At 40.1% G+C, this 17,946-nt stretch carries 20 protein-coding genes; 6 read left to right on the forward strand and 14 right to left on the reverse strand.

Annotation, left to right across the window (positions count from 1 at the left end; all coding sequences use genetic code 11):
• Nucleotides 1–30 precede the first annotated feature (30 nt).
• From K6I41_RS17140 to K6I41_RS17150, 3 genes are all read right to left on the reverse strand, one after another.
• Nucleotides 31–441, reverse strand: a complete 411-nt coding sequence (locus K6I41_RS17140) for a GFA family protein (protein ID WP_250374834.1) — start codon at nucleotides 439–441, stop codon at nucleotides 31–33.
• Nucleotides 442–518: 77 nt separating this feature from the next.
• Nucleotides 519–1,724 (reverse strand): TIGR03862 family flavoprotein, encoded by a 1,206-nt coding sequence (locus K6I41_RS17145; RefSeq protein ID WP_250374835.1) that lies wholly within the window; start codon nucleotides 1,722–1,724, stop codon nucleotides 519–521.
• Nucleotides 1,714–2,352, reverse strand: coding sequence for a class I SAM-dependent methyltransferase (locus tag K6I41_RS17150; RefSeq protein WP_199987267.1), 639 nt, complete (start codon nucleotides 2,350–2,352; stop codon nucleotides 1,714–1,716). The genes K6I41_RS17145 and K6I41_RS17150 overlap by 11 nt, the downstream gene beginning before the upstream one ends.
• Before the next feature lie 87 nt (nucleotides 2,353–2,439).
• Between K6I41_RS17150 and K6I41_RS17155 the strand changes: the two genes are divergently transcribed.
• Nucleotides 2,440–2,634, forward strand: a complete 195-nt coding sequence (locus tag K6I41_RS17155) for a DNA gyrase inhibitor YacG (RefSeq protein ID WP_004794921.1) — start codon at nucleotides 2,440–2,442, stop codon at nucleotides 2,632–2,634.
• On the opposite strand, the gene K6I41_RS17160 is transcribed toward K6I41_RS17155, so the two are convergent.
• From K6I41_RS17160 to K6I41_RS17180, 5 genes are all read right to left on the reverse strand, one after another.
• Entirely contained in the window at nucleotides 2,631–3,275 is a 645-nt protein-coding gene (locus tag K6I41_RS17160) for an MBL fold metallo-hydrolase (RefSeq protein WP_004794923.1), read from the reverse strand. The genes K6I41_RS17155 and K6I41_RS17160 overlap by 4 nt on opposite strands.
• Before the next feature lie 23 nt (nucleotides 3,276–3,298).
• The gene (hemH, locus tag K6I41_RS17165; RefSeq protein ID WP_250374836.1) at nucleotides 3,299–4,315 is read right to left on the reverse strand and encodes a ferrochelatase; all 1,017 of its coding nucleotides are present in this window, start codon (nucleotides 4,313–4,315) and stop codon (nucleotides 3,299–3,301) included.
• A 73-nt stretch (nucleotides 4,316–4,388) separates the two neighbouring features.
• Entirely contained in the window at nucleotides 4,389–5,393 is a 1,005-nt protein-coding gene (locus K6I41_RS17170) for a DUF4062 domain-containing protein (protein WP_250374837.1), read from the reverse strand.
• A 117-nt stretch (nucleotides 5,394–5,510) separates the two neighbouring features.
• Nucleotides 5,511–6,377, reverse strand: coding sequence for a glutamate racemase (murI, locus tag K6I41_RS17175; RefSeq protein ID WP_005301952.1), 867 nt, complete (start codon nucleotides 6,375–6,377; stop codon nucleotides 5,511–5,513).
• Between the two features lie 46 nt (nucleotides 6,378–6,423).
• Nucleotides 6,424–7,035, reverse strand: a complete 612-nt coding sequence (locus K6I41_RS17180) for a DUF1285 domain-containing protein (RefSeq protein WP_250374838.1) — start codon at nucleotides 7,033–7,035, stop codon at nucleotides 6,424–6,426.
• Between the two features lie 186 nt (nucleotides 7,036–7,221).
• On the opposite strand from K6I41_RS17180, the gene K6I41_RS17185 reads away from it, so the two are divergent.
• Entirely contained in the window at nucleotides 7,222–8,934 is a 1,713-nt protein-coding gene (locus K6I41_RS17185; RefSeq protein WP_004794933.1) for an electron transfer flavoprotein-ubiquinone oxidoreductase, read from the forward strand.
• 45 nt (nucleotides 8,935–8,979) lie between these two features.
• Here K6I41_RS17185 and K6I41_RS17190 read toward each other — a convergent pair whose 3' ends face one another.
• Nucleotides 8,980–9,360 (reverse strand): hypothetical protein, encoded by a 381-nt coding sequence (locus K6I41_RS17190; protein WP_199944947.1) that lies wholly within the window; start codon nucleotides 9,358–9,360, stop codon nucleotides 8,980–8,982.
• A gap of 132 nt (nucleotides 9,361–9,492) precedes the next feature.
• Nucleotides 9,493–9,750: a sulfurtransferase TusA gene (tusA, locus tag K6I41_RS17195; protein ID WP_002053527.1), complete on the reverse strand. Its 258-nt coding sequence runs from the start codon at nucleotides 9,748–9,750 to the stop codon at nucleotides 9,493–9,495.
• A 185-nt stretch (nucleotides 9,751–9,935) separates the two neighbouring features.
• Between tusA and K6I41_RS17200 the strand changes: the two genes are divergently transcribed.
• Both K6I41_RS17200 and lnt read left to right on the forward strand, forming a co-directional pair.
• Complete coding sequence (locus K6I41_RS17200; protein WP_004794939.1) at nucleotides 9,936–10,775, forward strand: CorC family transporter; 840 nt, start codon at nucleotides 9,936–9,938, stop codon at nucleotides 10,773–10,775.
• On the forward strand, nucleotides 10,772–12,331 hold the full coding sequence (gene lnt / locus K6I41_RS17205) for an apolipoprotein N-acyltransferase (RefSeq protein ID WP_250374839.1): 1,560 nt from the start codon (nucleotides 10,772–10,774) through the stop codon (nucleotides 12,329–12,331). Before K6I41_RS17200 ends, lnt begins: the two co-directional genes overlap by 4 nt.
• A 1-nt stretch (nucleotide 12,332) precedes the next feature.
• On the opposite strand, the gene K6I41_RS17210 is transcribed toward lnt, so the two are convergent.
• Entirely contained in the window at nucleotides 12,333–12,671 is a 339-nt protein-coding gene (locus K6I41_RS17210; RefSeq protein WP_192835780.1) for a tRNA-binding protein, read from the reverse strand.
• Nucleotides 12,672–12,914: 243 nt separating this feature from the next.
• Between K6I41_RS17210 and K6I41_RS17215 the strand changes: the two genes are divergently transcribed.
• Nucleotides 12,915–13,175, forward strand: a complete 261-nt coding sequence (locus tag K6I41_RS17215; protein WP_250374840.1) for a DUF2798 domain-containing protein — start codon at nucleotides 12,915–12,917, stop codon at nucleotides 13,173–13,175.
• A gap of 64 nt (nucleotides 13,176–13,239) precedes the next feature.
• Here the strand turns inward: K6I41_RS17215 and K6I41_RS17220 are convergent, their stop codons facing one another.
• The 3 genes from K6I41_RS17220 to gspF form a co-directional block, all read right to left on the reverse strand.
• Nucleotides 13,240–13,584: a hypothetical protein gene (locus K6I41_RS17220; RefSeq protein ID WP_250374841.1), complete on the reverse strand. Its 345-nt coding sequence runs from the start codon at nucleotides 13,582–13,584 to the stop codon at nucleotides 13,240–13,242.
• Between the two features lie 269 nt (nucleotides 13,585–13,853).
• Nucleotides 13,854–14,303 (reverse strand): type II secretion system major pseudopilin GspG, encoded by a 450-nt coding sequence (gene gspG / locus K6I41_RS17225; protein WP_167317673.1) that lies wholly within the window; start codon nucleotides 14,301–14,303, stop codon nucleotides 13,854–13,856.
• A gap of 20 nt (nucleotides 14,304–14,323) precedes the next feature.
• Nucleotides 14,324–15,529 (reverse strand): type II secretion system inner membrane protein GspF, encoded by a 1,206-nt coding sequence (gspF, locus tag K6I41_RS17230; protein WP_005301929.1) that lies wholly within the window; start codon nucleotides 15,527–15,529, stop codon nucleotides 14,324–14,326.
• A 148-nt stretch (nucleotides 15,530–15,677) separates the two neighbouring features.
• Between gspF and K6I41_RS17235 the strand changes: the two genes are divergently transcribed.
• Nucleotides 15,678–17,906: a primosomal protein N' gene (locus K6I41_RS17235; RefSeq protein WP_250374842.1), complete on the forward strand. Its 2,229-nt coding sequence runs from the start codon at nucleotides 15,678–15,680 to the stop codon at nucleotides 17,904–17,906.
• Nucleotides 17,907–17,946: the final 40 nt, after the last annotated feature.

Genomic DNA, 17,946 nt, shown 5'->3' on the forward strand with positions numbered 1-17,946 from the left:
TTGAATTTGATTTAAATATACTTTGTAAAATCATGGACGTTCATCGTATTGCGGTAAATCGTCACGAATGCATTCCCACTCTGCCTTAGAGGCAGCAAAAATATGCATTATCGGTTTTTGCTCTAATGGTGTATCCAGTGTCCCAATTCTTACACGATACAGTTCAGGCTGAGCATCACGCGAACTAATCAAAGGTGAACCACATTCGCTACAGAACCAGCGGTACACACCTTCCACAGCGAATTTTTTAACTAAGTTTTCACCTTGGGTGATTTTAAAATCTGTACTTTTAACAGGAGCATTCGTGGCAAATGCTGTTCCATTGGATTTTCGGCAACGTTGACAATGGCATTGAATGATATCCCCGATATCGCCTTTAATTTCATAGCGAATACCTTGGCACAAACAACTTCCTTGATAAACTGGTGATGCTTGAGACATGTTCTCGTAAATCCTATTATTATTGATCGCTCAAAAATAACACTTTTCACATATCAAAAATAGCACCAAATTCGCTGTTATTTTTCTAAGAATAAATGCACGCCTTCACCAGCCGCTCGCCCTGTAGCAAAGCATGCTGTAAGTAAATATCCACCTGTAGGAGCATCCCAATCCAGCATTTCGCCACAGCAAAACACACCTGAGATTTGTTTAAGGCTCAAATTCTCAGTTAATGCTTTTTGCTTAATACCACCAGCACAACTAATCGCCTCTTCAATAGGCCTAAAGCCATCTAACTTGATTTGAAGTGCTTTAATTTGCTGAGCCATAGTCTCTGGTTGGCTCCATAACGCTTTATCAACGACTTCTCTAATTAAGTTAATTTTAGCTGTGTCTAAGCCTGCTTTACGCCAGATATTAGTGAGCGATTGTTTTTTACCAACCTGCAATTTTTTAATTAACTGTGACAACTCTACATCAGGCAATAAATCTAAAAATAGATTTAAGCTTTTCCCTTGTTTTTGCTGTTCTCGTAAAGCTCGTCCAAGTTTATAAATGACACCACTTTCTAAACCATAGTGAGTAATCACAATATCGCCATGAGTAACTTGGCTAGGTTCAACCCACGCATTGATACGCTTTAAAGGTTCACCAAAACAGCTTTCCATAAAAGTAGACCAAGCATGCAACACCCCGGCATTACTTGGCTGGAAAGGCTCAATATCAGATTGATTAACCCATTGCTGCCATGCACCATCACTACCTAATTGTGACCAAGACACCGCACCGCAGGCCAACACGACTGCATCATATTGCTGAGTAAAATTTTCAGTGCTTTGATTATTTTGGTTTTCTAAAGTCACCGTTGTACCTTGTAAATCAATACAACGATGACGATAAAAGAATTTAACTTGTTGTTCTGCCAAGCGCTTGAGCCAAGCACGCAGTAAAGGAGCAGCTTTCATTTCGACAGGAAAAATGCGACCTGAAGTACCAACGTAGGATTCAATTCCCAGACTTTTCATCCAGCTTTGAATCCAGACTGCATCCCATTTTTCAACCCACGGTTTGAGCCATTCTACATGGTCATAACGTTCAATGAACTGTGCTAAAGGTTCGGCGTGCGAGATGTTTAACCCAGTTTTACCTGCCATCAAAAACTTGCGTGCCGCTGAAGGTTTTTGTTCATAGACATCAATATCATAAGCGTATTGGCTCAGCACCTCAGCAGCCATAAGACCTGCTGGGCCTGCTCCAATAATGGCAACCCGCTTATTCGCCATGTGTTTGCCCTTGCAATGGCGCGAACTCATCAAATCGAGTTTGATAACCTTCAGGCTTAGTCATTATGAGTTGCTGGCAAAGCTCACCACGTTCTAAATACTTAATTTCAAAATGAGTACGTGCAGAGGTTTGAGCAATTTTTTCTTTTTGGTAAGGCAGCTTCCATACATTTAATAACTGCTGCTCTGCTTCTTCAATATATTCAGGAATATTACTTGCCAGAGTAATGGTTCCACCTGTTTGCAGACGCGAGATTAAGAACTCAAAAAATGGCATGTTTAACCAGCGTTGTGCCGGATTATGCGGTTCTGGATTTGGGTAGAGAATAAAGAAATGTTCAATTTGAGCAGGGTGCAAAGCATGCACTACCCAAGGCAAGGCGTCTGCATGTACAGGCACCAAATTATCTCTTGGTTCCAAACCATGCTGTTTTTGCATTGCCAAGAATTTTTCTCGGGTTCGTTCAATTGCATACAACGTGTGCTGTGGCTGTTGCCCACTAAAAAGCAAAGCATGTTTGCCCTTGCCCGCTCCAATTTCTACACAAATCGGGGTATTTTCAATTGGGGTAAAATCACGAGGCGCTTGCATACGTTGTGCTTGAAATTGACGAATCGGCATAATCACATCAAACTAAATAAAAATCGGCATAAGTCTAACAAGTCACCTGACTTTTGCCTAATCTATTTCTCTTCACTTTGAGGATATCGCTTTATGCCACGTACATTTCCCTGCCCACGTTGTGGTGAACCAAGTGTTTGGGAAGGCAATGAATTTCGTCCGTTTTGTTCTGAACGTTGTAAATTAATTGATTTAGGCGCTTGGGCAAATGATGAATATAGACTGCCTACCCAAGATGCTCCTCAGCAAAACAAGGGTAGTCAAAATGAAGATGATTATGAAGATTAACCTGCTTTACCCGCGACAAACGGGTTAAATTGCTTTTCATAGCCAATGGTACTCATTGGACCATGTCCAGAAATAAACTGAGTATCATCTGGCAAACTAAAACATTCACGTTTAATCGATTCAATCAACTGCTCATGGTTACCACGTGGGAAGTCTGTTCGCCCAATCGAACCTTTAAACAGAACATCGCCTGTCCAAAGTAAACCATGGTTTTTATTATAGAAAACCACATGACCTGGCGTATGACCTGGAGCAAAGCGTACTTCAAATTCATCTTCACCCAGTTTTAGTACTTCACCACCTTCAAGCCATTGATCAACTTTGACAGGTTGTGGAATTGGAAAGCCATAACGTGCTGATACTTCCTGAATCATGTCTAGCCAGAACTGATCTTCTTTGTGTGGACCAATAACTGGAACGCTCCATTCTTTGGCAAGCTCGCCTACCGCTCCAGCATGATCTAAATGCCCATGAGTTAGCCACAGAGCCTTCACTTTTAAACCTAAGGCTTCTACTTCTTTTTTCAAAACCGCAGCATCGCCACCTGCATCAATCAAAACTGCTTCTTTCGTTTCACTGTCCCAAACAAGGGAACAATTTTGAGCAAATGCAGTAACGGGAACAATTTTGACTTGCAGCATAAGAACCTCTGGCTAAAACGCAATTAACGGTGGGCTAAGGTATGGGTAAGGGCATCAAGATTAGCCTGAACTAAACCTGCAAGCAAATCAATATGAGCCTGATCGCTATTTAAAGCTGGAATATAAGCATAGCTACCACCACCTGCTTCTTGAAACAACTCTGCATTTTGAATGGCTAACTCTTCAAGTGTTTCTAAACAATCGGCAGAAAAAGCTGGGCTTAATACCTGAACAGACTTAACGCCTTGCTTCGCCCAATCTTGTAAAAGCTGGTCTGTATAAGGTTTAACCCATTCTTGTTTTCCAAAACGTGATTGGAAACTAATTGCCCATTCATCATCTTTTAAATATAAGGCTTCAGCGACTAACTTTGCTGTGATGCGACAACGATCTGCATAAGGGTCGCCTTTGTCTGCATACGGCTGTGGAATACCGTGAAATGACATCAACAGTTTTTCAGGTTTACCATGCTGCTCTTGGTAGGCTAAAACGCTTTCTGCCAATGCTTGAATAAACATAGGATGCTGATAATAGTCTTTAATGATGGTTAGACCCGGCAAGTTCCGCTGAGCTGGAATCCACTTGGCAAATGCATCATATAACGGCGCTGTAGACGTTGCAGAATATTGAGGAAATAATGGCAATAAAATGACATGCTCTTGCGGGTTAGCCGCCAATTTTTCTAAAACTTTATCAATACCCGGATTACCGTAAGTCATTGCGGGTAAAACCGTTAAATCAAACTGTTTATTTTCTTGTTCTAAATAAGCCTGCACACGTTTGGTTTGTTCAAACACAATTTCGCGCATTGGCGAATCTGTTGACCATACTGAAGCATACGCATGCGCTACTCTTTTCGGACGAAAAGGTAAAACGAACAGATTTAAAATAATCCACCAGATGAATTTTGGTATTTCAATCACGCGTGAATCAGATAAAAACTGTTTTAAAAAACGGCGCACCGCAGGCACAGTCGCCTCATCTGGTGTGCCTAAATTCGCTAAAATGACAGTAACTTTCGGTTTTTGTTCAAACGACATGTGTAAATGCCTTTCAGTTCATCTTATGACACTAATGTAACAGTTTTCAGTGTCATATATAAATTGAATCGCTCTAAGCTTTTAATCGAACGCCTCGATGGTTCCATTTATAACTAAGCAGTATCTTTTGGGCTTTAGTGGTTAGTTTCCAGAGGTCATATGATTGCTCAGTTTGCGTTGGGACAATCCAACCTTGTGATTGCATTTGATTTTTAATTCGAAACAATGCCTTATGATTAATCTGTGCGCAAGCCACCGCATGTGCACGAGGTAATTCCTGACGAGCATCTTCTAAGCCTGCCTGATTTAAATATTCATTCAGACAAATTCCAAAATTTTCTTCTGGCACAGCTGTCTCAAAGCGCTTTGCCAGCACGCTCAACAACTGAGACCACGTCATTTGTCGTTGTCGTTTAAGCTCTTTAAAGTTGCCATCCTGAAATGCTTGAATCTGATATTCAAATGCAAAAATATCTTGCGGTGCAACTTCTTTTAACTGCACTGATGGCTCGGTTACTCGCTGTTCTAACTGCAAAATTTTACTTCTTAATAGTCTAATTTCGTCTTCTAACTGCTGAGCTTGATGAGCAGGAACCCAACCTTGTCCCATAAGTTGCTCAACCATTAAAGGTATATTTAAACGGACAGCCAACTCCAATTCACGTGGAGTTTTAAAGTAAAAAATATGCTTTGCTTCGTGTAATAACTTTTTTCTAAATGCGAGAAATTTATCTTTAAGTTGTGGCTGTGTTTCTTGTAAAACTATTTCACGACTTTCAGGCTGTTCATGCATAAACACAATAATAGGTTTAGCCTGACTTAACGCATATTCATATTCTAAAGACAGATAACTCACACCAGAAATCGATTGTTCTCCATACTGACTACCCAGAAGTAAGATTACATAATCACATTCATCAATCTGTCGACGTGCAAGTGTAGTTGTTAAAGGTGTTCGATGTTCTAGACCCCAAGCAAAGAAACCCATCCCCACCAAGGTTTGAGACAAAACCATTCGCTCTGGCTGCATATCGCGGCCAGACGTTGAAATAAAAATCTGATAGCGTATATCGAGCATAACAATACCCTTTCGCCCCACGATCTGTATGTGACTTAAAATCAGCCAAGATCATGAACCGCCCCAAATAAAATAATAAATATAAAAAACACTATTTTCTAAATGATATCAAAAAGATCAATTCAGATTATGAAGTGTCCAAGTTAACTCTTGTGGAATCATATGTTGTAAAACTGGTTGCAATGCCTCGGCATTATTACCGCTGACATAACATTCAATACGTGCAACATTCTGACCTATTTGGTCACATAATAACGCATTTTTTATTAAAATACGGGCTGTTTGTCGGGCAACTGCGAATCCCGAATCAACCAGTGTGAATTGGTTATCAAAAAGATGATGAATTGCTTCATTTAAGAAAGGATAATGCGTACAACCGAGCACTAAATAGTCTGCACCTTGCTCAGCGGCAGGCTGTAAAACCGCTTTTAATGCCGCTAAACACGCCTCTCCCATTTGCTGTCCCGCTTCTACACAAGGAACGAGTTCAAGGCTGGTTAAGGTCATCACTTTAACACCCGCCGGAACAGCAAACTTCTCGACAACATCTTTAATGAGTTGCCCACGAAAAGTAGCAGGTGTGGCCAACACAGCAACCACTTTAGAACGTGTTTGTAATACGGCAGGTTTTAATGCTGGAACTAACCCTACGATTGGAAAGTGTTCACCATAATGTTCACGTAAATGGTCAAGACTAAATGCTGAAGCTGTATTACATGCAACTACCGCAATTTTACAACCTTGGCGGTATAACCAATCAACGGCTCGGGCTGTGAGTTCTCTAATTTCTTCATCAGAACGTGGGCCATAAGGAACGTAGGCTGTGTCGGCATAATACACAATGCGTTCATTCGGCAAATATCTAGCTATTTCTGCTGCAACTGACATTCCTCCAATTCCCGAATCAAAAATACCAATTGGGGCATCTGCTGATGCTTTAGGCATAGGTTCTAGATCGGTAAATAGAGGTTGTATGGCGGTCATAGCTGTACTGAAGTGTTAGAAAATTTCACTTCCTAAAGCTTAAACCTCAAGTGCCTAATTGCAAGAGCAAATTACTACTTTTTAACTCTAAAACGGTTTCACCATTCTGTTTTTCGACGAGTGTTCCATAGTTCACTAAGTGATAAAAAGACTGACGTTGAATAAGCGCATTAATTCCAAAACGCACATGTACGTAAGGGCGTAACTCCCCTGCATATTCACGCATAAAAATTGGATGTTCAGCATCAACCAAAATCACATCTTGATTGGTCGTGGTCAGTTGTAAAAATTGATCACCTGAAATTTCAACTTGATCGACCTGATTGACTAATAAAGGTTCATCTTCAACCTCAATTTCAATTTGTTCTACGGGGGTTTTCAGGTAGAATTTCCCTTCTTCTTTCCATAGGACTTTGGTAAATAGATCTAATAGGGCTTGGCGCTTAATTAATTGACCTTCATGCCACCATTCTCCATTGGCTTTAACCGTCAAATCCATTTTGCCGCAATGCTTTGGATGCCACTGCTCTAAAGGTGGAATTGACCTTTTGTGACTTTGCTGTACACCTTTTAAGTATTGTGCAATGTTCATTAAGTTTTTATCATCAGATAACGGTATTTTTCCCATATCCGATGGGGAATTATTTTGATTTACCATAGTTTATGCCTTGCTGACGAAAAAATATGACGACTCAGCCAATTGGCTAGATCATGGTTTAAAACTATACTAGCCAAAACGATAAAAGGCACAATAGCATATTTGCGCCTATGGATTAAAACACTCACGGCAGCACCGAATTTCTGAATATGACGGTTGCCACCTTTAAGTATTGAGGAGTCCTACATGGAACACATCGAACGTGAATCGATGGAGTTTGACGTTGTCATCGTAGGTGCAGGACCTGCCGGTCTGTCTGCTGCGATTAAGATCCGTCAATTAGCGATTGAAAAAAACTTACCCGATCTTTCTGTTTGTGTAGTTGAAAAAGGCTCTGAAGTAGGTGCGCATATCTTGTCTGGTGCTGTGCTTGAGCCACGTGCCATCAATGAACTTTTCCCGAACTGGAAAGAAGAAGGCGCGCCTCTTAATGTCCCTGTAACTGAAGACAAGACATTCTTCTTACTTTCAGAAACCACTTCTAAAGAAGCACCTCACTGGATGGTTCCTAAAACCATGCACAATGATGGTAACTATGTTATCTCGTTAGGTAACGTTGTTCGCTGGTTAGGTCAAAAAGCTGAAGAATTAGAAGTTTCTATCTTCCCTGGCTTTGCTGCATCTGAAGTGCTTTACCATGAAGACGGTACTGTAAAAGGTATTCAAACTGGTGACATGGGTATTGGTAAAGATGGCGAACCAACGCATAACTTTACTCCAGGCTATGAACTTCACGCTAAATACACCCTCTTTGCTGAAGGTTGCCGTGGTCACTTAGGCAAACGCCTCATTGCGAAATACAACCTTGATAAAGATGCTGATCCTCAGCACTACGGTATCGGGATTAAAGAGCTTTGGGAAATTGACCCAGCAAAACATAAACCAGGCTTAGTGATGCACGGTGCTGGTTGGCCATTGGCTGAAACTGGTTCTTCTGGTGGTTGGTGGTTATACCACGCTGAAAACAACCAAGTGACGTTGGGTATGATTGTGGACTTGTCTTATGAAAATCCACACATGTATCCATTCATGGAAATGCAGCGCTGGAAAACTCACCCACTGATTAAACAGTATTTAGAAGGTGGTAAACGTATTTCTTACGGCGCACGTGCTGTAGTGAAAGGCGGTTTCAACTCATTGCCTAAATTGACTTTCCCGGGCGGTTGCTTGATTGGTGATGACGCAGGTTTCTTGAACTTTGCAAAAATCAAAGGCTCACACACTGCCATGAAATCAGGCATGTTATGTGGTGAAGCTGTATTTGAAGCGATTGCTGCTGGTGTAGAAAAAGGTGGTGACCTTGCGATTGCACGTGTTACCGAAGGCGAAGATTTATTCACTAAAGAATTAACTTCATACACTGACAAATTTAACAACAGCTGGTTAAAAGAAGAGCTTTATAACTCTCGTAACTTTGGCCCAGCAATGCATAAATTTGGTCAATGGATTGGTGGTGCATTTAACTTTATCGACCAAAACGTCTTTAAAGTGCCATTCACTTTGCATGACTTGAAGCAAGACTTTGCTGTATTGAAAACTGTCGATGCAACTAGCTTCAAGCCAAACTATCCAAAACCGGATGGCAAGCTTACATTTGACCGTTTATCTTCTGTGTTTATCTCAAACACTGTACATGAAGAAAACCAGCCAGCTCACTTGAAGCTTACTGATCCTTCAATTCCAGTGAACGTAAACTTACCGAAATGGGATGAGCCTGCACAGCGCTACTGCCCTGCTGGTGTTTATGAAATTATGGAAGATAATGATGGCTCTAAACGCTTCCAGATTAACGCAGCAAACTGTGTTCACTGTAAGACCTGTGACATTAAAGACCCATCTCAAAACATCACATGGGTAACGCCAGAAGGCGGCGGTGGTCCGAATTATCCTAATATGTAATAAAAAAAGCCCCGATTATTCGGGGCTTTTTTTATTGGAGTTCGCTTATTGAAAAGGCGGTATTTTTGCTACATTTAAATTAAGGTTCTTTTTATAGAAAATAAATGAGCCTAATAAAAACAGACCAAGAAAACCAAAGTTTCGTGCTAAATCGAAATACCAAACTGATTTCCCAAACAATAAATCAAGAATTAACATGAAGCCCATGAATCTTGTATGTAAAATCAGACTCATCTTTATTTTTGGTTCGGGAGCAAAATATGTATTTCTATAACCCAACAGAATTGAGCCAACAATAATAAGAGTAACTAAAATAATGACAGCAACAGTTTCAGATAACCAAGAAGTTTCTAGATTTAATAAAATGGCAATACAGAAAAACCAAAGAAAAATAAATAAGCTTCGTTTTACAAAATATTCATTCATTTTTATACGTCATTTATATACTTAATTTTATAAATTATATAACGATTCTTATTTGTAAAAAATTATCATTTCAAATTAAATTTGAATTATTAATGGCTTCTAATCATCGTTATTAGAAGCCTTATTATTGTATTACCCTTTCTTCACCAAATAATGAAATTCTTTATGCCCATTTTCATCTAAGCGTTCTTCTTGCAAAAGCAACTCATGGCCTAAATGCATACAAAATTTAGGAATATCCCACGAGGTCGAATTATCTGTTGCGAAGACTTCAACCACATCGCCAGATTTAGATTTACGGATGGCTTGATGCAACATCATGACAGGTTCCGGACAACGTAAACCACGCGTATTGAGTTGTACAGTAGGTGAAATGGGTTGCTCTGACATAACAAACTCGAACAAATAGAATTTTCACATTTTAGCATAAACAAATTACTGCGCTGTTAACTGTAACTGGCTTTTACATAACAATATACGTTTTGTCTTTTAGCTTGTTTTATAGATGCATAAGCATGTTTTCTTCGGTATGATTCAAAGTATTCATTTGATAGATTGAGTCTTTAGGAAAGATCATGCAAGAGGAACCAAGTCCGTCGTGGGGAATGCGCGGCTTACGAAAATGGTTAGGCACAGCACCAGAAACCCGTGATGAATTATTAAAATTAGTCCAAAATTCACGTCGCTTTTTAGAACCAGATACTGTTGCCATGCTTGAAGGGGTTCTTGACCTTCCAGCTACAAAAATTCGTGAAGTCATGACACCACGAACAGCAATGATCAGTTTGCAAGAAGATGATCAGTTACTTGATATTCTTGATGTATTGGTCGAGTCTGCTCACTCCCGCTTTCCAGTCTTCTCTTCTGATCAGCCTGATAATGTTGTCGGGATTTTGCTCGCAAAAGATTTACTGCCGTTTCTAACCGAACCGAATACCAAAGTCGATATTCGAGTTCTTATGCGTCAGCCTTTATTTGTTCCAGAAAGTGCGCGTTCCGATCAAGTTCTACGCATGTTGAAACATACTCAGACTCACATTGCCATTGTGATTGATGAATATGGTTCAACGGCTGGTCTTGTTACGCTCGAAGATATTCTTGAAGAAATCGTTGGCGAAATTGAAGACGAACATGACACTGCTGATGAAGATGCTCAGTACATTGTTCCTGACAATGACCATACGGTAGCAAATGCATGGATGGTGCAAGCACTTACACCAATCGAACATTTCAATACTGTTTTAGATGCTGATTTTTCTGACGATGAAGTAGAAACTGTCGGCGGTTTATTGCTTCAAGAGATTGGTCTAGTAAGTGATTTACAAGGACAAACTGTTGAGCTTGGAAATTGGTTATTTACAATCGTTGAAGCAGATGCCCGCACTATTCATCTGATTCGAGCTGTACGTCAATGAGAGCATACTTTGAAAAGCTGTTAGATTCTTCGCAACAACAAAAACAGCTTCCTTTAATTTTTCCTTTACTCATTGCTTTATTTTCAGGTGCCGTGTTCAGTTTTTCACTGGCACCTTATTATTGGTGGTGGCTGGCAATTTTATCTCCAGCCCTACTCTATGCATCACTACATAAACGCTCAGCTAAACAAGCATTTGCGATTGGTTGGAGCTATGGCTTCGGCTTATGGTTTGTAGGCGCTTTTTGGCTCTACACTTCTATCCATGTATATGGCGACACCAATGCTTTTCTAAGCGTATGTATGATTGCTGTTATGGCCCTTGTGATGGGCTTATTTACCGCACTTCAGACTTGGGTTTACCGACGTTTCTTCCCTGAAACACCTCTGACTTTTGCGCCGCTCTGGATTGTTTTCGAGTGGGCAAAAACTTGGGTATTTACAGGTTTCCCATGGCTATTTGTGGGTTACGCTTTTACTGAACGTTTACTTGATGGTTACGCACCTCTATTCGGTATTTATGCAATTTCCTTCGTTGTCATTGTATTAGCATGTGCTTTAGTTGAAGTTCTGCGCAAGCGTATTTTCTGGGTTATCCCGTCTGCCCTATTGGTTTTGGGTGCATGGGGAGCATCATATATACAGTTTGTAAAACCTAAAGCTGCTAAACCACTTAGCGTTTCGCTCATTCAAGGCAACATTCCACAAGATTTAAAATGGCTGACTGAATATCAAGTTAGAACATTAGAAATTTATGCTGGTCTGACTCAATCTGAATGGGGCCGTGACTTAATTGTATGGCCTGAATCTTCAATTCCACTCTTCCAAACTGACATTGAACCGTTTTTGGATGCAATGGATGCACAAGCTAAAAAGAACCACACTGCATGGGTAACCGGAATTCCTTACTGGGATGTTACTAAATCTCATGAAGTTGGTAGCCCACTGTATTACAACAGTATTATGGCTTCTGGCAGTGATTCAAGCGGTCTTTATAAAAAGCAGCGCCTTGTTCCATTTGGTGAATATATTCCACTATCAGGTTTACTCTCATGGGTATTACCAGCCATGCAAAATGATATTAGCATGAGCGGTTTTTCACGTGGCGAGAGTAACCAGAAACCACTTATGATCAAAGGGCATGCGCTTGCTGCTGCGATTTGTTATGAAGTGGCTTATCCGAACCTTACCCGACGCAATGCAGAAGACAGCGACTTTTTAGTGACTGTATCTAATGACGCTTGGTTTACGGGTACTGCTGGGCCGTGGCAACATTTACAGATGGTGCAGATGCGAGCTAAAGAAAATGGTCGCTGGTTTATTCGTGCAACCAACACTGGTGTAACAGCATTTATCGATCAAAATGGTCATATCACTGAACAAGCACCGCTCGATAAAGAGTTTGTCTTGAGAGGTGATTTACCTGCCATGCAAGGTCAAACTCTTTATAACCGTTTAGGTGATTATCCAGTGTTAGGATTTGCAGTATTACTGCTGATTTTAGGTTGGGTGTATCGTCCACGTAAAGTTGACGTTTCTTTTAAATCACGTCGCTAAATTATAATAGCTTTGTACCCAGAGGAACTTCAAACTCTGGGATACAAAGTGCTACTTCACCCTCTGCATTATGAAATCCTGTCACCAAGCATTCTGACTGAATAGGCCCTATTTGTTTTTTCGGGAAATTCACTACAGCAACAACTAACTTGCCAATCAAATCTTGTGGTTGATAAAGTTTAGTAATCTGAGCACTCGATTTACGTATACCCAATTCTTCACCAAAATCTACATGTAAAATATAGGCAGGTTTACGTGCCTTTTCGAAAACTTCAGCTTGAATAATTTTGCCAACGCGAAGTTCTACTTTTAAAAAATCATTCCACTCAATTTGTTCCATTTACTTTTTCTCATGTTCTTAAATATCTGATTTGAAGCATATAATATGTACAAATAAAGAAACACCCTCTTTTTATTTCCAGTTTTCAAAATTCATGCTAAATTAAATCTGCTCATCAAAAAGCCGTAAACGTTTACGTCAATCAACGTGCCAACATACCTCCAACAATGCTTGGAGCTATTTGTTCAAAATATTTTTATATTTTTGAATGGCACTGGCGTTTGTTGGTTTACGGAGTCAAAAATGCAAAACTCAAAATCTTTGTCTAGTTTAAAAAAACTTCCAAATCGCTATACATCTATCGTTTTACCTTTTCTTCTATCCATCATTATGACTTTTGTAGTGTCCATGGTCAGTACTTTACGAAGTTTAGGACTAGAAGACTTTTCTATAAATGTCTGGATGTCTGCATGGGCAATTTCTTGGTTAATCGCTTTTCCAACGTTACTTTTAGTCTTACCTGTGGTTCGTAAAATCACGGCAATATTAGTACAACCTGCTTAACTAAAAAAATAAAACGTAGATGTTGAGTCTACGTTTTATTTAAAAATCTGGTTATAAAATATCATTAAAAAGCGATAGATAGTTCCAAAGATAAATAAGCAACTAGGCTTGATAAAAAGACCATGGGTACATAACGATAAGCTTTAAACAGTAATTGCTCATATTTAGTAGATATTTTTTTAGCTTGCCAGACACTCGCTTTTAATGCGGTAAAGAAGCTCACCATCAACCATGCACTCACAATACTTAATGCAAAGAAGCCAATCATAATTTGACTACTTCCCTCTGTACTCAGCCATAGCTTTAATGAAAATTCAGCAAGCGGCAATAAACCCAAAATCAATAGGACAGACTTGAGCATTACCCAAGGAAACTGAGTCAGTTCATCTAATATGAGAAATGCTTTCATTTAATCTCTCCTTTTTAATTGAATAAAGTGCTTTTTATTTATTATGCAAAGCTTTCATTTAAATATATAGCTTATTTTTCTCTACATTTTAACTTTCTTGTAACTATTAAATATGGGAATAATTCTTATTATAAATCTCAAATATCATTATTAATTTTAACTTATACTTTTCAAATATTTATTATATTTTCATGATTGAGAGAGATTATCAATTCGAATTTATCAGTTTATCTTTTTAACTGAATTGATAATCTCTATTATATTTTCAATTAAGGCTGATAATAAATATCCGCATCATTACCCTCACCACCATCTTTGCCATCTGCTCCAAATGAATACAAATCAAAAGCGCGACCATCTGCCCCAGGAATGACATATTGAACATCATTTTTCCAACTGTCTTTAGGATAGCCACCTTTTACATAGCCACCCGGCATCCAGTTTTTTGCTGTTGCAGGTTGATTAACTAAAGCATCTAGCCCGCCTTCTTGCATGGTTGGGAAATGTCCATTATCAAGCTTGTACTGATCTAAAGCTCCAGCCACACCTTTTAAGGTAATTTGAGTGGTATCAATTTTAGCTTTTTCACTACGCCCCATGACATTTGGTACGATTAACGCTGCTAACACGCCTAAAATTACAATCACGACCATGACTTCAATGAGGGTAAAGCCTGAGTTTTTATTTCGTTTGCGTTGCATAGGTTGTACTTTCATCATTATCTCTAATATCAAAGTTATTAAATCATATTGTTCATATTTACGATTGGCAGCATAACCGCGATTACAATAACCAGTACAATGCTTGCCATTAGAACCAGCATAAGTGGTTCAAGTAATGCCAGTAAGGTTGAAATAAATGTTGTAACCTCACGGTCTTGCATGGTCGATGCTCGTTCTAACATGCGGTCGAGCTCACCTGATGCCTCACCACTTCGAATCATTTGTACCATCATTGGTGGGAAATAACCACTGCGCTCAAGCTGCGTACCCAAGTTACCACCTTCTGTAACACGCTCAGCTGCATGGGCAATTGAATCTCGTATGACCCAATTACTGGTCACTGCTGCACCAATCTTTAAGGCATCGACCAAAGGTACGCCTGAACGAGTCAAAATAGATAAAGTACTGGCAAATCGTGCAGAATTAATACCACGTGACAGTTTACCGAATAATGGCAATTTGAGTGTTAATCGATCAAAAGCATAATGCCCAGCAGTCGTTTTTAAGAATCGTACAAATGCAACAATTCCCACAACTGCAAAAATAATAATAAACACCCAAGCATGACGGATAAAATCACTGGCTTTCATTAAAGCAACTGTAATCCACGGCAAGGCATCTTTGCTTTGGTCAAACGTTTTTACAATCTCTGGTACAACATAAGTCATTAAGCCCATCACAATACCAAAAGACATCAGCATTAAAATGATTGGGTAAATCATGGCGCCCTGAACTTTCTTTTGCATAGCAAAACGGTTTTCGGTGTAATCAGAGAGCTGATCTAAAATCAGATCTAAATGCCCAGAACGCTCACCAGCGGCGACCGTTGCAATATAGAGGTCTGGAAACCGTCCAGATTGCTGCATCCCTTGTGCGAGTGAATGCCCTTCTAAAACGCGAGAACGGACAGATAATAAAAGGTTTTGCACATGTGGTTTTTCACTTTGCCTGCTCACTGCACGTAAAGCTTCTTCTAGAGGAATTGCGGCTGCAACCAAAACAGAAAGTTGTCTGGTCATGAGTGCCAAATCATAAGCACTGAACTTTTTTTGGAATAACCCCTGACTTTGATGTTTATCTTTTTGTTCAACAGGGTCAACACTAATTGGTGTCCATGCTTTATCGCGTAATTGTTGGCGAATCTGGCGTGCTGAATCTCCTTCAAGCACTCCTTTTTGCTGCTTCCCTGAAGCATCAATGGCAGTAAATTGATATGCAGGCATGGTAATGTTCTAATTTTCCAAAAATAATAGTCGCTGCTGTTGCATCTATGCTACGCAATCATTCATATTCGTTCTATAGCCTGTGTAGAATACCCAAGTCCTCTTCACGACGCTATGCCGTTTTTTAAAATTGACGAAATGAGCCTCTATGACCATAACGCCAAAGCCAGATTCAGTTGTTTATCGTGTGCGTGTAGCCGTACCTGTGCATCTGTACGACACTTTTGACTATACACTCACCCAAGCACAATATGAACGGGCTCACGTAGGCTCACGCGTCGCTATTTCATTTGGGCGCCAAAACCTGATTGGCATCATTACAGAAAAAGTAAATCCACATGAGCCATTTACAGGTAAATTTCAGCTTAAAGCCATTTCTGAACTTTTAGATGAAGAACCAATTTTAGATGAACAAGTTTTAAGTTTATTGACATGGTCCGCGCAATATTACCAATTTCCAATTGGTGAAGTTATGCAAACTGCCCTACCCGCGTTATTGCGTCAGGGCAAACCGATGGATGTTTTGTTCCATCTTTGGAAAATCACACCCTGTGACAATGTTGACGCCCTGCTAAAACGTTCTGTTAAGCAACAAGATGCGTATCAAATTTTAAAATTACACCCTGCTGGAACTACAGAAAATATTCTCAATTTAAGTGGCGTAGAAACAGCAACGCTTAAAGCACTTCAAAAGAAAGGACTGGTTGACTGCACGCTCGAACCACATGACTTTAGCCCCACACCTGTTCAATTGGCACAAATGCCGCTCACCCTCAATGAAGACCAAAAGAAAGCAACTCAGCACGTCGTAAATGCACAGCATCAATACCAAGCCTTTTTGCTAGATGGTTTAACAGGAAGTGGTAAAACCGAAGTTTATCTGCACATCATGCACGAGGTGCTAAAGCAAGGTAAACAAGTACTGGTGTTAGTACCTGAAATTGGTTTAACCCCTCAAACGATTTCCCGTTTTAAGTCTCGTTTTAACTGTGATATTGCTTTATTGCACTCTGGCTTAAATGATTCCAAACGCTTACAAGCATGGCAACAGGCACAGACTGGAAAAGCGTCTATTATTTTAGGAACGCGCTCTGCCATCTATACGCCATTGCCACGTTTGGGCCTCATCATTTTAGATGAAGAGCACGACCTGTCTTATAAACAGCAAGAAGGCTTCCGATATCATGCGCGTGATGTCGCACTGTACCGCGGTCACTTGCAAAGCTGCCCTGTTATTTTAGGGTCGGCAACTCCAAGTATTGATAGTTATTATTTAGTCGAAACTGGCAAATTAACTGCACTGCAACTCAACAAACGTGCTGGACATGCACTTTTGCCTAAAATGCATTTGATTGACCTTAAAATTGTCAAAAAACAGCATGGAATCAGCCAGCCTCTTATTGAACAAATCAAGCATACATTAGCTAGAAAAGAACAGGTTTTAATCTTTTTAAACCGTCGTGGCTATGCACCTGTACTGGTTTGTGAAAGCTGTGGATGGCAAGCAAATTGTCCACATTGCGACGCGCATTTTACTTTACACACTCAGCCTTATTCTTATTTACACTGCCATCACTGCGGAACCATTCATCGCTTACCCGATCATTGCCCTGAATGTCAGCAAAAAAGCTTAAAAACTTTAGGTGCAGGAACCGCTAAGGTTGAAGAGCACTTACAAGAACTATTTCCAGATCATGATGTCATTCGGGTCGATCGTGACAGTACCAGTCGTGTCGGAAGCTGGCAAAAAATCTATGACCGTATTCATCAAAACAAACCAACAATTTTACTCGGCACTCAAATGTTGGCAAAAGGCCATCATTTTCCACATGTCACATTAGTTGCCATTTTAGATATTGATGCAGGTTTACTCAGTGTAGACATCCGTGCACCAGAACGTACGGCGCAGCTGATTGTACAAGTCGCTGGTCGTGCAGGTCGTGGTGAACACAAAGGCCATGTTTATTTACAAACCTTAAGACCTGATCATCCACTACTCACCACACTCATCGAAAAAGATTATCGCGCGGTTGCCAAACAAACGCTGGCTGAACGTAAAGTAGCTTTGCTGCCACCTTATCGTTATGCAGTTTTAATTCGTGCAGAATCTAAAGATCGTGACTATACCTTACAATTTTTAAATGAAGCTGCCGAGCAACTTCGTCAAGTCGCTGGTGAGATTGTTGATATTTGGGGACCTATTCCAGCGCCGATGGAACGTAAAGCGGGGCGCTACCGTGCCCACATGGTGATTTTATCTGCTGACCGTGCTCGCCTACATTTTTACTTAAGACAATGGTGGTCTCAATTGGTTCATGCACCAAGACAGCATCAACTCAGGCTATCAATTGATGTCGATCCGCAAGAATTTAATTAGATGATTTGAATATCATGGTGTGAAGAAGCCTTTTTGGCTT

This window comes from Acinetobacter sp. AS23, from assembly GCF_023612055.1.
Taxonomy (GTDB): Bacteria; Pseudomonadota; Gammaproteobacteria; order Pseudomonadales; family Moraxellaceae; genus Acinetobacter; species Acinetobacter oleivorans.